Raw genomic sequence first — 13,433 nt, forward strand, 5'->3', positions numbered from 1 at the left:
ACGCACGCCCCGTTCGGGCGGTAGGGTCCGACTCACGTTCATGGCGCCGGCACCGCCGTCACGATCACGTTGGACAGGTACCGTCGGGCGTCGTAGTCGAACTCGCCGCCGCAGGTCACCAGTGTGAGCCGCGGCTGACCGGACCTGTCAAACACGCTCGCCCACGGTACCGCCGGCTTTTCCACGCTGTCGACGGATGCCACTGTGTACCGGTGCGCGCCGCCGTCGGCAGTTTCCAACACGATCTCGGTGCCCGCCGGGGCGTCGGCCAGCAGGGCGAACGGGCCGATGTCGTAGACGAGGGAATCCACGTGCGCGGCGACGACGGTGGCGCCGGCCGGGCTGGCGGGGCCGGCGCCGTACCGGTACCAGGCGGCGACGGCGGGGTTCGCCGGCAGGGCCATGGCCGCGTCCTCGGCCAGGCCGACGGCCTCGATCGGCATGTCGATGCCCAACGCGGGCACCCGCACCCGTACCGGGGCGCTGACCGGGCCGGCCAGCCCGGCCAGGTCCGCGGACCGGCGCGGCACATCCGGTACCGCCGGCGGCGGAATCGGAGCCGACGACGGCACCCGGGCCGGAGCCGAGATTGACGGTTCCTGCCCGGTGCGGCCGGCCCACGGCAGTCCCCCCGGAAGCCCGGCGGAGGCGGGACCGCCCAGACCGGTGAACCCACCGGTCGCCGGGCGTCCCGCCCCGCCGACCCCATCGACGTCGCCCGTTACGGCGAATCCACCGGCGGCAGGATCAGTGCCGCCGATCCCGGAGGCCGGGGCCGCGCATCCGCTGAGCAGGCCCATTATCAGCCCACCCACCAGGACCGGACCGACCACGGCGCGGGTCACAGTGGGCCACCCGAACAGGCTCACCACCATGACCCGCACCTTCCTTGTCAACGACCCGTTACTGCCGCGCCTCGGCGCGCCGGGTGCCGTAAACCGCCGCCGCGCTGATCATCAGCACCAGGGCGATGGCCGCGCCGCCGAACCACAGGCCGGAGCTGTTCCCGGGCTGGTTAGTTGCCACCAGGCCCGCGCTGCCGGCGGGAACGCCGTCAGGGTTGGAGTGCAGCCCGTCGATGGTCTGCACCGCGAGCGCCAGGTTGCTGTCGGTCAGGCTGCCCCAGGCGTACACGATGGTGTTGGTGCCCTCGGCCACGTTCACGTCGGCCGGGCCGATCACCGGGTCGGTGGTTCCGGTCGCGGCCACGGAGGCCGACACCGTGCCGGCCGGCAGGGTCAGCATGGACTCATCGGGGTTGCTCAGGTTGGTGATCACCGCGGTGCCGCCGGCGAGCACGTCCACGGCGGGGGCCGCGGCGACGTGACGCACCGTGAGTCGGCCTTCGCCGGCGCCGACGGTGCTGATGTCGTTGGTGAACAGGGTCGCCGTGGGTGCCCCAGCCGCGTCGAGGTGCGCGGCGGCGGTGTAGTTCTTGCCCGCCTCCAACGAAAGGTCGACCGGACCGATGGCCGGCGAACTCGCGTCCGCGGCATCCGATGCCGTGATCGCCACGGTGTAGGTGCCCGCGGGCAGTTCGAGCGGGCCGGCGATGTCGCCGGGTTCGAAGTTATCCAGGGTGAGTGCGTCGTTCACGTACACGTCTACGGTGAGGCCGGGTACCCCGTGCAGCACGGAGAGCTGGGCGACGTCGGTTGCGGCGTTCGCCGGGGCGATTCCCGCCAGGGCGACAAGGGCGCCGGCTGCGATGCCGACGGTGATGGTCTTGCGCATGGTTTCCTCCAGTCAGTGGAACGAGAGCGGGAACCTGTCGGTTTCCCGTTACCCGTTACTTCCGGAGGACTCCCTCATTCGGATGCACCCTGCCGAGAAAATTTCTCAAGCAGTGGGCCTCGCATCCAGTTGCAGCAAAGTGCCCCTTCGACGCTCGCGAAGGGGCACGGTCCGGCACGTCGCCGGCAGATGCGGACGCGCGTGTCAGGCCTGCTCGACGACCTCCGAGGTAGCGAGCACCGCACCGGCGTGCGCGAGTTCGGCCAAGGCCTTCTCGCTGGACTCCGGTGCCACTCCGGCGATGAGGTCGGTGAACACCCGCACCTGCTGGCCGTGCTCGAGGGCATCCAGCCCCGAGGCGCGCACACAGAAGTCGGTGGCCAGGCCGACCAGGTCCACATGTGTCACGCCGGCGGCGATGAGCAGCTCGCCGAACTTCTCGCCCGACCCGTCGACGCCCTCGAAGATCGAATAGCCCGGCTGGCCCTGCCCCTTGAGGATGTGCACCGTCGACTCCGGCAGCGTCAGCGCTGCGTGGTACTCCGCGCCGGTGGTGTCGGCGACACAGTGCGCCGGCCAGGTGTCCACGAAGTCGGGTTCGGCATCCACCGCGAAGTGGCCGTTGTTGCCGCCTTCGGCGTCGTGCCAGTCACGGGAGGCGAAGATGTGCCCGTAGGTGTTCGGATGCGCCGCCAGCAGGGCGCTGATCGCCCCGGCCACGGCGGCCCCGCCGTCAACCGCGAGGGCGCCGCCCTCGGTGAAGTCGTTCTGAACGTCGATGATGATCAGTGCGCGGGTCACGGATGCACTCCTGTCGGTTGAAAGTCACTTAGGTGTTCGAGAGGTTGTTTCCGCAGCGGAAAAACCCTGTCGTGATGGTATCGATCGCCTGCTTCGCATTATCACCCACATCACCCAGCGCGTATACGGCGAAGGTGAGGGTGCTGCCGTCGCCGGCCTTGATGATGCCGGCGAGGGTGTAACCGGTGTCGATCCAGCCGGTCTTGGCGAACACGGCGCCATCGGCATCCGCGTTGCCGCCGCTGAACCGGTCGCTGTAGGAGAGCGAGCCTGAGCTGCCGCCGGCGACGGGCAGACCGTCGAAGATCACGCCGAGGCTGCCCTCGCGGGCGTTGATCTTCTGGAACAGCTTGGTGAGGTAGCCGGGTGGCACAGCGTTGTTGTCACTGAGCCCGGAGCCGTCACTGACGCGGATGCCGGTGGTGTCGATGCCGTACTCGGCCAGTCCCGCGAGCACGGCGGGCTGGATGGCGCCGAAGGTGTTGCCGGTGCCGCTCTCCACGGCCACCAGGCGGGCGAGCATCTCGGCGAGCGCGTTGTCGGAGACGATCAGGGACTGCTGGATCAGGGTGGACACCGGTTGGGACTGCACGGCGGCGAGCTGGCCGGCGCCGGCCGGGGCGGTGCCGACACTCACGGTGGGGTCGCCGCCAAGCTCGTCGGCGAACGCGGCGCCGGCCCGCGCCACCGGGTCGTCGCCGCGGGCGGAGGTGCTGTTGTACGGGTTGTCCCGGTCGCCGTCCACCTGCAGGGCCGTGATCTCGGGCATGTACCCCTGGGTCTGTTCCTTGCGGTCCCAGCTGGGCTCCCAGGCCGGGTCGCCGAAGTAGCTGGAGTCCAGCAGCACGGAGGTGATCGCGGTGCCGTCCATCGCCGCCCGGGTCTGTTCGGCGAGATCGTCGAGGTGCGCGGCGCCGGCGTAGAAGGACTCGTCGCCGCTGGGGGTGCTCGAGAGGGTGAGGTCGCCGCCGCCGACGAGCACCACCTGGCCGGGTTTGCTGCCGGCGACCACGGTGGTGGTGGCGCGGTAGTCCGGGCCGAGCACGCTCAGCGCGGCAGCGGAGGTGAGCACCTTGAGCACGCTGGCCGCACGGGATGCGGTGCTGCCCCGGTCGAAGAGGATCTCGCCGGTCTCGGCGTTGACCACCTGGGCCTGGAACTCGCCCAGCCGCTCGTCCGCGGCGAGGTCGGCCACCGAGCAGGTGCGCAGCGGGGCGGTGACGGTGGCGAGGGTCGGGGCGGGCCGCAGCTCCGGGGTGATCGGGGCGGGGGTCGGGGTGGGCGTGGCGGATGCGTCGGGTGCGGCCACGGCGACCGGCTTGGCGTTGCCGCTGGCCGTGCCCGCCCACACGGCGCCGCCGCCGAGCAGCACGAGGGCCACGGCCGCGGCGACGATCAGGCGCAGGGGTGTGCGCGTGGTCTGCTCAGGCACGGACGGTTCGGGGGTATCCACTAACGAAGGTTACCGAGCCGGGGTGGGAGCCCGGCAAGAGCGCCGGGTCCGGGCTGGCGCATCCGCGCTGGCTGGTTGAAGCCTCGCGGCGCAGGGTGGTGGTCACGGCACGGGCTGCTGCTCGCGGCGCGCGTTATTCCCGGCGGCACGGGGTCTAAGGTGCGCCGCCGAGAACAAGACGTGCCACGAGAAAGAAGGTGTGCCGCGACAGCACCGGACAGATCGGTTGCGCGCCCCAGCCTTAGTCGCCGAGGTAGACCAGGCCGATCTGGGCGCGGATCGCGTCGAGGGTCTCCATGATCTGTACGGATTCGCTCGTGGTCAACAGGTCGCTGGCAATCAGGCCCGCCGCCACAAGCCGTTCGGCTTCGGCGGCCTGGAAGTGCATGCCCCGGCCGGTGATGGCGGGCGTCTCGTACGCCTCGACGACCTCGTTGGCGCTGTTGTACACGCGGAACGAGGTGGGCGAGTACCAGACCTCGTCGATGTCGATGCGACCCTCGGTGCCGAGGATGCTGGCGGTGTTGGGCCCCTTGGTGTCGCTCGCGGAGAGCAGCGACGCGATCTGGCCGTCCGGGTAGTGGAAGATCGTGGCGATCTGGGCATCCACCCCGGTGGCCTTGAAGGTGGCAGAGGCGAGGATGGTCTCGGGCGGGCCGAACAGCGCCGAAGCGAACGACACCGGGTAGATTCCGAGGTCGAGCAGCGCGCCGCCGCCCAGTGCCAACGAGTTGATGCGGTGGGCGGGGTCGTCGGGCAGGTCCTGGGTGTGGTCGGCGATCAGGGAGCGCACGTCGCCGAGGCTGCCGGCGGCGAGAATCTCGCGGATGCGCACCATGTGCGGCAGGAAGCGGGTCCACATGGCCTCGAGCACGAGCAGGTTCTTGCTCTCGGCCAGGGCCACCACGGCGCGCGCCTCGGCAGCGTTGAGGGTGATCGGCTTCTCGATCAGGACGTGCTTGCCGGCCTCCAGCGCCAGGGTGGCGTTGGCCGCGTGGAACGGGTGCGGGGTCGACACGTAGATGATGTCGACCTCGGGGTCGGCCACGAGTGCCTCGTAGCTGGGGTGCGCGGTGGGGATGCCGAATTCGGCGGCGAAGGCATCCGCGGATGCCTGACTGCGGGAGCCGACGGCCTGCACAGTGAAGCCGTTCTTCACGAGGTCCCCGGCGAATTGGTGGGCGATTCCGCCCGTGGCCAGGATTCCCCAGCGGAGTGCATCAGTCATGCTGCGAGCCTAGCGAACCCACTCGGCCGCACACCAGAACGGCATGTTATTGTGCCGGTCATGAGTGAAATGACCTTCGACGAAAAACGCCACGACCAGCTCACCACCGCCCCCAAGGCCAGCGAAGCGGATGCGGCGCCGCGGGTGACCGTGGACGAACAGGCCGATGGTGTGAAGCGCATCGACGTGGCCGACACCGCCGCGGTGCGGCCCGGCAAGACCGAGGAGTAACCCGTCACCTGACGTTTGCCGAGCGGTCATCGCGGCCGCATACGCTGACGCCTGTGAGCGAGAATCTGCTTCTGGCCCGGCGCACGACCCCGCAGCAGCGGGACGTGCCTCGCATGCTTACCCCGCCACGGCGGGCCGAGCCCCGCTTCGACACCCCGCTACCGATCCAGCTGCCGCAGCCGGCCGTCCGGCCCGAGTTCGCGGTGCGCAATTCCCCGACCGACCTGGTCTTCCGAGCGCTCTGGCAGCTGGTGGGCGTCTACGTCTTCGTGGTGCTGCTGGTCAAGGACCGCCGACTGCCGCGCTGACCGGCACCGTCAGTCGGCGCGGGTCAGAACCGTGTCCAGCACGCGGTCCGCGATCGCCCGGTGGCCGGCGTCATTGACGTGCACCCCGTCGGACACCACCATGTCGCTCTGGATGACCACAGGGTCGAGCAGACTCACGTACTCGGCGTCGACCCGGTCCGCGGCGGCGCGCACCCAGCCATCCAGATCGGTGATCATGGCCGTGGCCGGCTCGGCGGTCGACGGCCCCACCGCGATGAGCCGGGCGTTCGGCAGGCCCTCCCGGAGAAGGCTGAACGTCCTGTCGACGGCGGCCTGCACCAACTCCGGGTCCGTGGCGAGCGCCCACCGGTCGTTCTGGCCACCGGCGATCACGACGACGTCGGGGGCGGCGGCGACGATGTCGGCCACCCGGTCCGGGTAGGCGGGGCAGTCGTCCTGGCCGCAGCTGGCGACCCCGGCCATGGTGACGTACCCGGTGCCGCCCTGGCCCTCGTTGACCTCGGTCCAACCGGCGGCGTAGGCCACGACGGTCGTCCACTTCATGGTCGGATTCGAGGCGCCCCAGCCCTGGGTGTAGGAGTCGCCGAGGAACACGGCGACGGCGGGGTCGGTCGGTGACGTCGGCGAGTCCGTGGGTGCAGCTGACGCGGTGGGCGGGGCGGACGCGGTGGGCGCCGGCGTCGCCGGGGGCAAGGTGGGCACCAGTGACGCGGTGGATGCGGCGCCCGCGCCGACCACGGCTGCCACCACCGCGGCGATGCCGCCGATCACGAGCACCAGAAGTGCGGCCAGCAGCACCAGGCGCCGACGCCGCCCTGCGGCGGGCGGGCTCGTCGGGGTGCGCTGTTCTGCCATGCACCCAGCTTAGGAGCCCGCCACAAGCCCACGAACCGTGAGAAAAGCACCAGCCGAGGCGGTTTTTCGGGGCCTTTCTGACAGTTCGCGAGTGGGGCGGCCCTAGGTGCGGGGCTTGATCTCGTCGGTGATGTCGGCCACCGTGGCCCCGTAGGCGGCGATGAGCGCGTCGGCGTCGACGAACGCGGAGTAGCCGTGCTCCCCTGCGCCCATCGCCACCCGGGCGCCGCGCATCCGCTCGTCGGCGAACACCGGCCAGGCGGTACTGCTGCCCAGCGGAGTGATGGTGCCGCGCGAATACCCGGTCGCGGCCAGGGCGAGGTCTTCGTGCGGCAGCGACAGCTTGTTCACGCCCACCAGGGCGCGCAGTTTGGCCCAGCTGATCTGCCGGTCACCGGGCACCAGCACGAAGAGGTAATCCCCGTCGTGGCGCTTCACCACGAGCGACTTGACGATGCCGGCCGGCTCCAGCCCCAGCAGCCGGGCAGCGCTCTCGAGGCTGTCGGCGGCGGGGCGCTCGACGATGTCGATGTCGAGTCCGCGCGCCCACGCATCCGTTTCGACCCGTTCGCGCCCTGTGTCAGCCATGACCAAAGTCAACCACGCGGGTGGGGGTGCCGAGGCCGCCCGGCCCACGGATGCTCGCGGCTCGGCTCGTTCCTCGCGGCGCGGGTTAGAAGCCGCGCCACGAGGAATAGGGCGCGCCACCAGGACTACGGTGCGCCGCGAACGCGCAGACCGGGTCAGCCGAAGATCGCCCAACCGTGCGGCGGCACTGTGTGGCCGGCCGGGCTGGAGTCCGCCGCGCCGGCCAGCCGCTCGGCCGCATCCGTGACGACGGTCAGGGCCTCGTCGCCGAGGTTGAGCGCCACCACCAAGCGTTGGATGCCGTCGGTCACCTCGATCACGTACCCCGTGTTGGTCAGGGCGAGTGGCCGGCTCGTGGCCGTGTGCAGCCAGGGGTGCCGGCGCCGCAGCCCGATCAGCTCCTGGTGCAGCACGAAGGTGTCCGCGGCGACGGGATCCTGATCGGCGGACGGCAGGTCGGCGGGGCTCGCCGGGTAGGCGGGACGGATGGCGTCATCGCCGCCGGCGCGCTGCTCCTTCACGGCGCGCAGCCCACGCTCGTCGCCGTAGTAGATCGCCGGGGTGCCGCCGAGGGTGAGCAGCAGCAGCAGGGCGTGCGGGTGGTGGCGTTCGTCTTGGATCTGACTGGCCAGCCGAGTCACGTCGTGGTTGCCGATGAAGGTGTACGGCACAAATGCGTCGAGGAACGCGGTGTGCCGGGTGAGCGCCCAGTCCAATTCGAAGAAGTTGCGCTCGTTCAGCGCGTGCCAGATCGCCTGCCAGAGTTCGTACTGGGTGACGGTGTCCACCCCGGATGCGGCGACGAAGCCGGCGTAGTCGCCGTGCAGCACTTCGCCCATCACGTATACCTCGGGGTGCTGCTCGCGCACCCGCGGCAGCACGCCGGCCCAGAACGCGGCGGGCATCGCGTATGCGGCATCGAGGCGCCAGGCGTCGATCCCCCGGTCAAGCCAGTGCGCCATCACGTCGGTGACGAGCTCGGTCACGGCCGGGTTGTCGTGGTTGAGGGTGACCAGGGCGTCGTGCCCCTCGAAGGCCACGAGCTCACCGGCCGATGTGCGGCGGAACAGGGCGTTCTCGGGCGCGGACGGGTCGGCCAGAGCGGTGACCAGCGGCGTGAAATCCCGGCCGACGTGGTTGAACACACCGTCGAGCATCACCCGGATGCCGCGCCGCTGGCACTCGGCGATGAGGTGGTCGAGGTCTGCGGTGTCGCCGAGCCGCGGGTCGACCTCGAAGTAGTCGGTGGTGTCGTAGCCGTGGGTGCGGGAGGCGAAGACAGGGCCGAGGGCCAGGCCGTTCGCGCCGAGATCGAGCAGGTAGTCCAACCAGGACTCGATCTGCCGCAACCGGTGCGTGGGCGTGCGGTCTTGCCCGGTGGTGTCGGCACCGACAAAGCCCAGCGGATACACGTGCCACCAGATCACGTGTTCGGTCCAGTTCGGCACGTTTGACTGTATCGCGCCGTCCGGCCTCGGCCCTACGCCTGCGGAGCGGCTTCGACCAGCACCGGATCCTTGTCCATTCGCGGTCCGCGCTCCTTCGGTCGTAACCTTTCCGCCATCGGAATCTCGACGAAGGTGTGAAGCAGCCACGCGACACAAATTGAAGCCGCGAGTGCGGCAAGCAACTCGCCCCCCACGATCAGGCTGGGCGTCGCTTCACTGTAAATCCCGATCTTCGTAAGGACGGCGAATACGACGGCCATGACCATTGCGTGGAGCAGATAGAAGGCATAAGACCAGTTCCCCAGCGCGACAATAGGCTTCCAGCGGAAGACGCTCGGCTTGTCGAGCAGATCGGATGTTGCGAGGGACGTGACAAGGATGATGAAGGGGATGAGCGTCACCGCAAACCTGGAGAGCGAATACGGCGCAATGGAAGACACGTAGATTCCGGCAGTCGCCAGAGCCACGGCCCCACTCAGCGGTATGGGCGATCGAAGCCCCCGGCTAAAGAGCAGGCCGAGCACAACGCCGACGATGAACTCCAAGAGCCTGAGTGGAGGAAAGATGATGATGAACCAACGCGTGAATTCATTCTCGGGAAGCGGCAGGGCAAGAAACCCAACCCCAATGCTTGCCGTTGCCGCCCCCGCGCCGATGAAGGCAAGCGACCGCGTACGCAGCCGGTGAATCAAGCGGTGCAGGTAGGGGAAAACGAGGTAGAAGAACGCCTCACACGAAAGGCTCCAGAACACGGCGCTCCCGGCAAAATAGACGACTTCCACAGGGACCCAGGCCTGAAGCATGGTCAAGGGAACGAGGTCAGCCCAGCCGAACCCGCCCTGTGTGAGCAGAATCGCCAGTGCGATCAGCCACGCGACCAAGTAGGACGGGTAAATTCGCGCGAACCTACGGCGGTAGAAGTGGCCTGGAGTGTCATCGGAGCGGGCCGTCCACGCCATGACAAATCCGCTCAGCACGTAGAAGAGGGACACTCCGACCATGCCTGCACCAAAAACGGCTAGCTCGTCGCCTGTCGAAAATTCCACGCTGTGGAATCCGAAAACCAACAGCGCCGCGAAAATCCGAACCCCGGTGAGTGAATCTAGTCGCTTCACATCAATCCCCCTTTATTGCCTATGTGAGCCTACTTCAGAATTCTCTCTGACCGCGCGGATGCCTGCGGAGCGAATCCGCGCGCGCCGCGCACGTAGATGGGCACTCTGACGCGGCTTCAGCCGGCGAAGTTTCGCCCGCACGGAATGCGGAGATCCGGTGAATGGGCGCTTACTCCCCCGGCACGGATCCGGCGGGCCTCAATCCGATGGCTAGCTGACGGTCAGTGCGGCGAGGATCGCATCGGCGATCTGCCGATGCCCGGAGTCGTTGGGGTGGAATGTGTCGCTCTCACCGAACGGCGTTGCCGTTCCAACCGGCCCTCGCGTCCCATCCGCTTCGAAGATATCCACCAAGGGGACGTAGCGCCCCCCAGCCGCGAGGCACTCCGCCTCGATGACAGCATCGTACGCTTCGCCGGCGTCCTGCCAGGTTCCGGCGCAGATCAATGCTGCGCCCGGGGACGTGGTTGTGATCTTGCCGAGAAGGTCCCGGTATTGGCTGGTGAATTGGTCGAATGGGGTCTGTGTTCCGACGTCGTTGGTGCCCAGCTCGACCACGGCCAGGTCCAGGTCGGCGGGCACCTCAACGATGCGGCTTACTGTGGTCAGGGTTTGATCGGCAAGTTCTGCCGTGGTCAGTTCGACCGGGCCAAGTGCCGTGGCTACACGGCTGCGGAATCCAGCCTCAGCACTCGACGCAAAGTAATTTCCGGTAAGGGAATCGCCCGCAAAAAGCACGCGCAATGGTGTGCCGTCGCGCACAATCGCCAGCGGCCCTGGGACGGCGACCTGCGTTGGAATCGGCGCAGCCGATGCCGTTGAAGCCGGAAGCGACGCCAGGTCGGGTGGAGGTGTAGCTGCAGATTCGGTGAGCAAGTATCCGGCGACGCCGATCACGGCAAGAGCGGCTGCACCAAGCACATATAGCGAGGTCTCGGCGCGGCCACGCTTGTGGCGCGTACTCCACGCTTTACTGCTCATCATTCGAATCTACGTAGGTTTTCACGGCCGCCCTGACAAATCGACCCCCCCAATTGTGGTGAGGAGATCCGGGCACCCGTATCGAAGAGGGCCGCCTATCAGAATCGAACTGATGACCTATTCATTACGAGTGAATCGCTCCATATAAATCCGCCCCTAGATCAGCGTGTTTACGCGGAAGCCGACCCCGCGACGGTTCCAAATGATTACATATGGTTCCAACGCGGTTGCTGTAAGGGTTGCTGTATGTGTAGTGTGATGACCAGCAACAAAGAAGGCCCCGCAGGTGTACAAGACCTGCGAGGCCAGTCCCATCCAAGCACTGAACAAGGAAGGAACACCATGTACTTTACCGCCGCCACCCCCGTACGTCGCAGCATTGAACTGCGTAGAAGATCCGAGGCTTCTGGAGTCCTGACCGACCCCCTGTGGAGCAAGCATGGCAGGGGCAGCTACGGGGTGATCACACCCTCGGAAGAGCCAATGAGAAGACCGACCGGGGCCGCGCGGCCCCCGCTATAGGCGAAGCTCGCGCATCAGGAACGACAAGGAAATTCGGGGCCAGCAATGATGTTCGACAACGAAGGCCGCAGGGTCGGGTCAACCATCAGCCAGGCGCACCAAGCATGGTGCGAATCCTGTGGATGGTTCGGCACGGCCCTGCGCGGCCACGGGTCGGAGCAGGCAGCCGAGCGAGAAGGACGGTCACACGACGTCCGCACCCACCCCGACGTGGCGGTGTAACGAGAGCATGGCGAAGCGCACCAACGGCGACGGCTCAGTGTTCTATCGCGCCTCGACGGATCGCTGGACAGCTACTCTCGTCCTGCCCAGCGCGGACGGAACCTCGCGCCGGGTGTCCCGCACCGCCCTGACGAAGAGGGCCGCGAACGCAAAGCTCACCGAGCTCAAGCGCGAACTCATCGCTAAGGGCAACATCTCCACCTCGACCGTGACGCTCGAGACGTGGATCAACAAATGGTTCACGACTATTGCACCGAAGAAGAACCGCCCCAACACGCAGAAGGCGTGGCGGTCGATCATCCAGAACCACATCATCCCGTCGATCGGGCACGTGCAACTCAAGTCGTTGCAGCCGGATCACGTCCTAAAAATGGAGAACGACATCATCGCGAAGGGTCTCCGACCGACAGCCGTGACCGCCTACTCGATCCTTTCCATCGCGCTCGAGTACGCCCTGCGCGCGAAGCTCGTCACGATGAAGGCCACCGACCACACCGACCCGCCCGTGGTTGTCAAGAGCAAACTGGTCGTGCTCACCGCGACGGACGGGCTCAAGCTGCTCCACGCCGTCTCCCACCAGCGGCTCGGGTCGCTGCGCGCGGCCAACCTGCTCACCGGCGCACGCCAGGGCGAACTGCTCGGGGTGGAGCTGGATCGAATCATCACCGTCGTACACCATGACGGGCAGATCGGCAAAGCCATCGACCTGTCGTGGCAGTTGCAGCGGATCGCCTGGGAGCACGGATGCGGTGGCAGGGTTGCGACCGATCCCGAGTCGGGCAAGGACATCTACGAGTGCGGGTTCAAGAACGCCGCCTCCTGCCCTCAGCGCACCATCCCGGCGCCGGCCGATTGGGAGTACCGGAAGCTCACGAACGGGATGCTGTTGTCGCGCCCGAAGTCGTCGGCTGGCACGCGCACGATCCCCCTCGTTGACCCGCTACTTTCGATCATCGAGCGGCGCATGCTGATCGGGGAGTCGGAACCGAACCCTCACGGGCTGCTGTGGACTGCTGACGTGAAGATGGATCGGCACAAACGCCTCCTGCCTCTCGACGGGATGCCGGTAGACCCCGCGTGGGATAACCGAAAGTGGCACGACGACCTCGCGGCCGCGGGCTTGCCTCAGGCTCGGCTCCATGATGTGCGCCACACCACCGCATCTCTGTTGCGCAAGGCCGGCGTTCCGACTGCGATCATTACGAGCATTCTGGGGCACAGTTCCCAAGCGATGACCGAGGAATACATTGACACCGACATCGAACAGAAGATGGACGCAATGTTGAAGATGTCGGCCTTCCTCGCCCTCCCCCAATTCGGGGGCATGTTGTCGGAGTGAGGGGTCCTCATTAATGAGGACAGCGCCCGCATAAACATGCGGAAGTCCCATTTCGGCCGTATTTTCGCCCTACTGGGGTGTCGGTTGCAACCCGTACTGTCTGAGTAAGTGCAAAGACGCACGAGGCACTTTGACAGTGGGGAAACATGGGAATCGCATATACAGTCCAGGGCGCAGCATCGGCGGCATCGGTCACCGAGCATGCAATCCTGGTCGCGCTCAAGGAGAACAGACTTGTGGCGCGTGACATGGAGGGCGTGCGGATCATCCTGCGCACCGACATCCAGGCTTGGCTCGAAGGCCTTCCCCGCGCCTAGTGCTTGACGAGCGTCGGCACGTCCCATTCGGGATTGAGGTAGCGGAACTCCGTTGCCTTGTCCGCGGAGGTGACCAGTTCGCGGAAGTTCTGACCGATCGCCCAGCAGATCTCGTCGAGTAGTTCCATCTCGATTTGCTTGTCGCCGGCCAGGATCTTGGAGATCTGCGCACGGGATATGTGGACGGCGGTGGCGATCTGCTGGTGGCTTAGGCCCTCTCGCCCAATTTTGGCTCGCAAAAGTGCGGCCACCTCCTGCACGAAGGGTCCGGCCGGTTTCTTTGCTGCGCCTGCCACAGCGGCAATCCTG

Annotated in this window: 15 protein-coding genes; 4 read left to right on the plus strand and 11 right to left on the minus strand. The window is 67.3% G+C overall.

Features of this window, described 5'->3' with window-relative positions; translation table 11 throughout:
* Positions 1 to 38: 38 nt before the first annotated feature.
* The 5 genes from E3T22_RS16495 to E3T22_RS16515 form a co-directional block, all read right to left on the minus strand.
* A complete protein-coding gene (locus tag E3T22_RS16495) occupies positions 39 to 875 on the minus strand; it encodes a class F sortase (RefSeq protein ID WP_134481209.1) in 837 nt (278 codons plus the stop codon).
* A gap of 28 nt (positions 876 to 903) precedes the next feature.
* Positions 904 to 1,734 carry a DUF4397 domain-containing protein gene (locus E3T22_RS16500; RefSeq protein WP_134481208.1) on the minus strand — a complete coding sequence of 277 codons (831 nt, stop codon included), beginning with the start codon at positions 1,732 to 1,734 and terminating at the stop codon, positions 904 to 906.
* 204 nt (positions 1,735 to 1,938) lie between these two features.
* Positions 1,939 to 2,535: an isochorismatase family protein gene (locus E3T22_RS16505; protein WP_088455200.1), complete on the minus strand. Its 597-nt coding sequence runs from the start codon at positions 2,533 to 2,535 to the stop codon at positions 1,939 to 1,941.
* A 28-nt stretch (positions 2,536 to 2,563) separates the two neighbouring features.
* Positions 2,564 to 3,988, minus strand: coding sequence for a D-alanyl-D-alanine carboxypeptidase/D-alanyl-D-alanine-endopeptidase (locus E3T22_RS16510; protein ID WP_134481207.1), 1,425 nt, complete (start codon positions 3,986 to 3,988; stop codon positions 2,564 to 2,566).
* A 241-nt stretch (positions 3,989 to 4,229) separates the two neighbouring features.
* Positions 4,230 to 5,216 carry a Gfo/Idh/MocA family protein gene (locus tag E3T22_RS16515; protein WP_134481206.1) on the minus strand — a complete coding sequence of 329 codons (987 nt, stop codon included), beginning with the start codon at positions 5,214 to 5,216 and terminating at the stop codon, positions 4,230 to 4,232.
* A gap of 60 nt (positions 5,217 to 5,276) precedes the next feature.
* On the opposite strand from E3T22_RS16515, the gene E3T22_RS16520 reads away from it, so the two are divergent.
* Both E3T22_RS16520 and E3T22_RS16525 read left to right on the plus strand, forming a co-directional pair.
* A complete protein-coding gene (locus E3T22_RS16520; RefSeq protein WP_088455197.1) occupies positions 5,277 to 5,447 on the plus strand; it encodes a multidrug transporter in 171 nt (56 codons plus the stop codon).
* Positions 5,448 to 5,500: 53 nt separating this feature from the next.
* Positions 5,501 to 5,755, plus strand: coding sequence for a hypothetical protein (locus tag E3T22_RS16525; protein WP_134409431.1), 255 nt, complete (start codon positions 5,501 to 5,503; stop codon positions 5,753 to 5,755).
* Between the two features lie 9 nt (positions 5,756 to 5,764).
* On the opposite strand, the gene E3T22_RS16530 is transcribed toward E3T22_RS16525, so the two are convergent.
* The 5 genes from E3T22_RS16530 to E3T22_RS16550 all read right to left on the minus strand — a co-directional run bounded on the left by E3T22_RS16530 (position 5,765) and on the right by E3T22_RS16550 (position 10,724).
* Positions 5,765 to 6,592, minus strand: a complete 828-nt coding sequence (locus E3T22_RS16530; RefSeq protein WP_134481205.1) for an SGNH/GDSL hydrolase family protein — start codon at positions 6,590 to 6,592, stop codon at positions 5,765 to 5,767.
* A 102-nt stretch (positions 6,593 to 6,694) separates the two neighbouring features.
* On the minus strand, positions 6,695 to 7,180 hold the full coding sequence (locus tag E3T22_RS16535; RefSeq protein WP_134481204.1) for an aminoacyl-tRNA deacylase: 486 nt from the start codon (positions 7,178 to 7,180) through the stop codon (positions 6,695 to 6,697).
* A gap of 155 nt (positions 7,181 to 7,335) precedes the next feature.
* Positions 7,336 to 8,628 (minus strand): alpha-amylase family glycosyl hydrolase, encoded by a 1,293-nt coding sequence (locus E3T22_RS16540; protein ID WP_134481203.1) that lies wholly within the window; start codon positions 8,626 to 8,628, stop codon positions 7,336 to 7,338.
* 32 nt (positions 8,629 to 8,660) lie between these two features.
* The gene (locus E3T22_RS16545) at positions 8,661 to 9,743 is read right to left on the minus strand and encodes an acyltransferase (protein WP_166789308.1); all 1,083 of its coding nucleotides are present in this window, start codon (positions 9,741 to 9,743) and stop codon (positions 8,661 to 8,663) included.
* Positions 9,744 to 9,953: 210 nt separating this feature from the next.
* Complete coding sequence (locus E3T22_RS16550; protein WP_166789309.1) at positions 9,954 to 10,724, minus strand: SGNH/GDSL hydrolase family protein; 771 nt, start codon at positions 10,722 to 10,724, stop codon at positions 9,954 to 9,956.
* Between the two features lie 751 nt (positions 10,725 to 11,475).
* Between E3T22_RS16550 and E3T22_RS16555 the strand changes: the two genes are divergently transcribed.
* Both E3T22_RS16555 and E3T22_RS19110 read left to right on the plus strand, forming a co-directional pair.
* A complete protein-coding gene (locus tag E3T22_RS16555; RefSeq protein ID WP_134481200.1) occupies positions 11,476 to 12,807 on the plus strand; it encodes a tyrosine-type recombinase/integrase in 1,332 nt (443 codons plus the stop codon).
* A 146-nt stretch (positions 12,808 to 12,953) separates the two neighbouring features.
* Positions 12,954 to 13,124, plus strand: coding sequence for a hypothetical protein (locus tag E3T22_RS19110; protein ID WP_166789310.1), 171 nt, complete (start codon positions 12,954 to 12,956; stop codon positions 13,122 to 13,124).
* On the opposite strand, the gene E3T22_RS16560 is transcribed toward E3T22_RS19110, so the two are convergent.
* Complete coding sequence (locus E3T22_RS16560) at positions 13,121 to 13,420, minus strand: helix-turn-helix domain-containing protein (RefSeq protein WP_166789311.1); 300 nt, start codon at positions 13,418 to 13,420, stop codon at positions 13,121 to 13,123. The genes E3T22_RS19110 and E3T22_RS16560 overlap by 4 nt on opposite strands.
* Positions 13,421 to 13,433: the final 13 nt, after the last annotated feature.

Origin of the sequence: Cryobacterium sp. TMB3-10 (assembly GCF_004402305.1) — a bacterium.
In the GTDB taxonomy this organism is placed as follows: Bacteria; Actinomycetota; Actinomycetes; order Actinomycetales; family Microbacteriaceae; genus Cryobacterium; species Cryobacterium zongtaii.

Coding starts and splice junctions, on each gene's coding strand:
- E3T22_RS16495 (WP_134481209.1), bottom strand. CDS start 875: ATGGTGGTGAGCCTGTTCGGGTGGCCCACTGTGACCCGCGCCGTGGTC.
- E3T22_RS16500 (WP_134481208.1), bottom strand. CDS start 1,734: ATGCGCAAGACCATCACCGTCGGCATCGCAGCCGGCGCCCTTGTCGCC.
- E3T22_RS16515 (WP_134481206.1), bottom strand. CDS start 5,216: ATGACTGATGCACTCCGCTGGGGAATCCTGGCCACGGGCGGAATCGCC.
- E3T22_RS16520 (WP_088455197.1), top strand. CDS start 5,277: ATGAGTGAAATGACCTTCGACGAAAAACGCCACGACCAGCTCACCACC.
- E3T22_RS16530 (WP_134481205.1), bottom strand. CDS start 6,592: ATGGCAGAACAGCGCACCCCGACGAGCCCGCCCGCCGCAGGGCGGCGT.
- E3T22_RS16535 (WP_134481204.1), bottom strand. CDS start 7,180: ATGGCTGACACAGGGCGCGAACGGGTCGAAACGGATGCGTGGGCGCGC.
- E3T22_RS16550 (WP_166789309.1), bottom strand. CDS start 10,724: ATGAGCAGTAAAGCGTGGAGTACGCGCCACAAGCGTGGCCGCGCCGAG.
- E3T22_RS16555 (WP_134481200.1), top strand. CDS start 11,476: ATGGCGAAGCGCACCAACGGCGACGGCTCAGTGTTCTATCGCGCCTCG.
- E3T22_RS19110 (WP_166789310.1), top strand. CDS start 12,954: ATGGGAATCGCATATACAGTCCAGGGCGCAGCATCGGCGGCATCGGTC.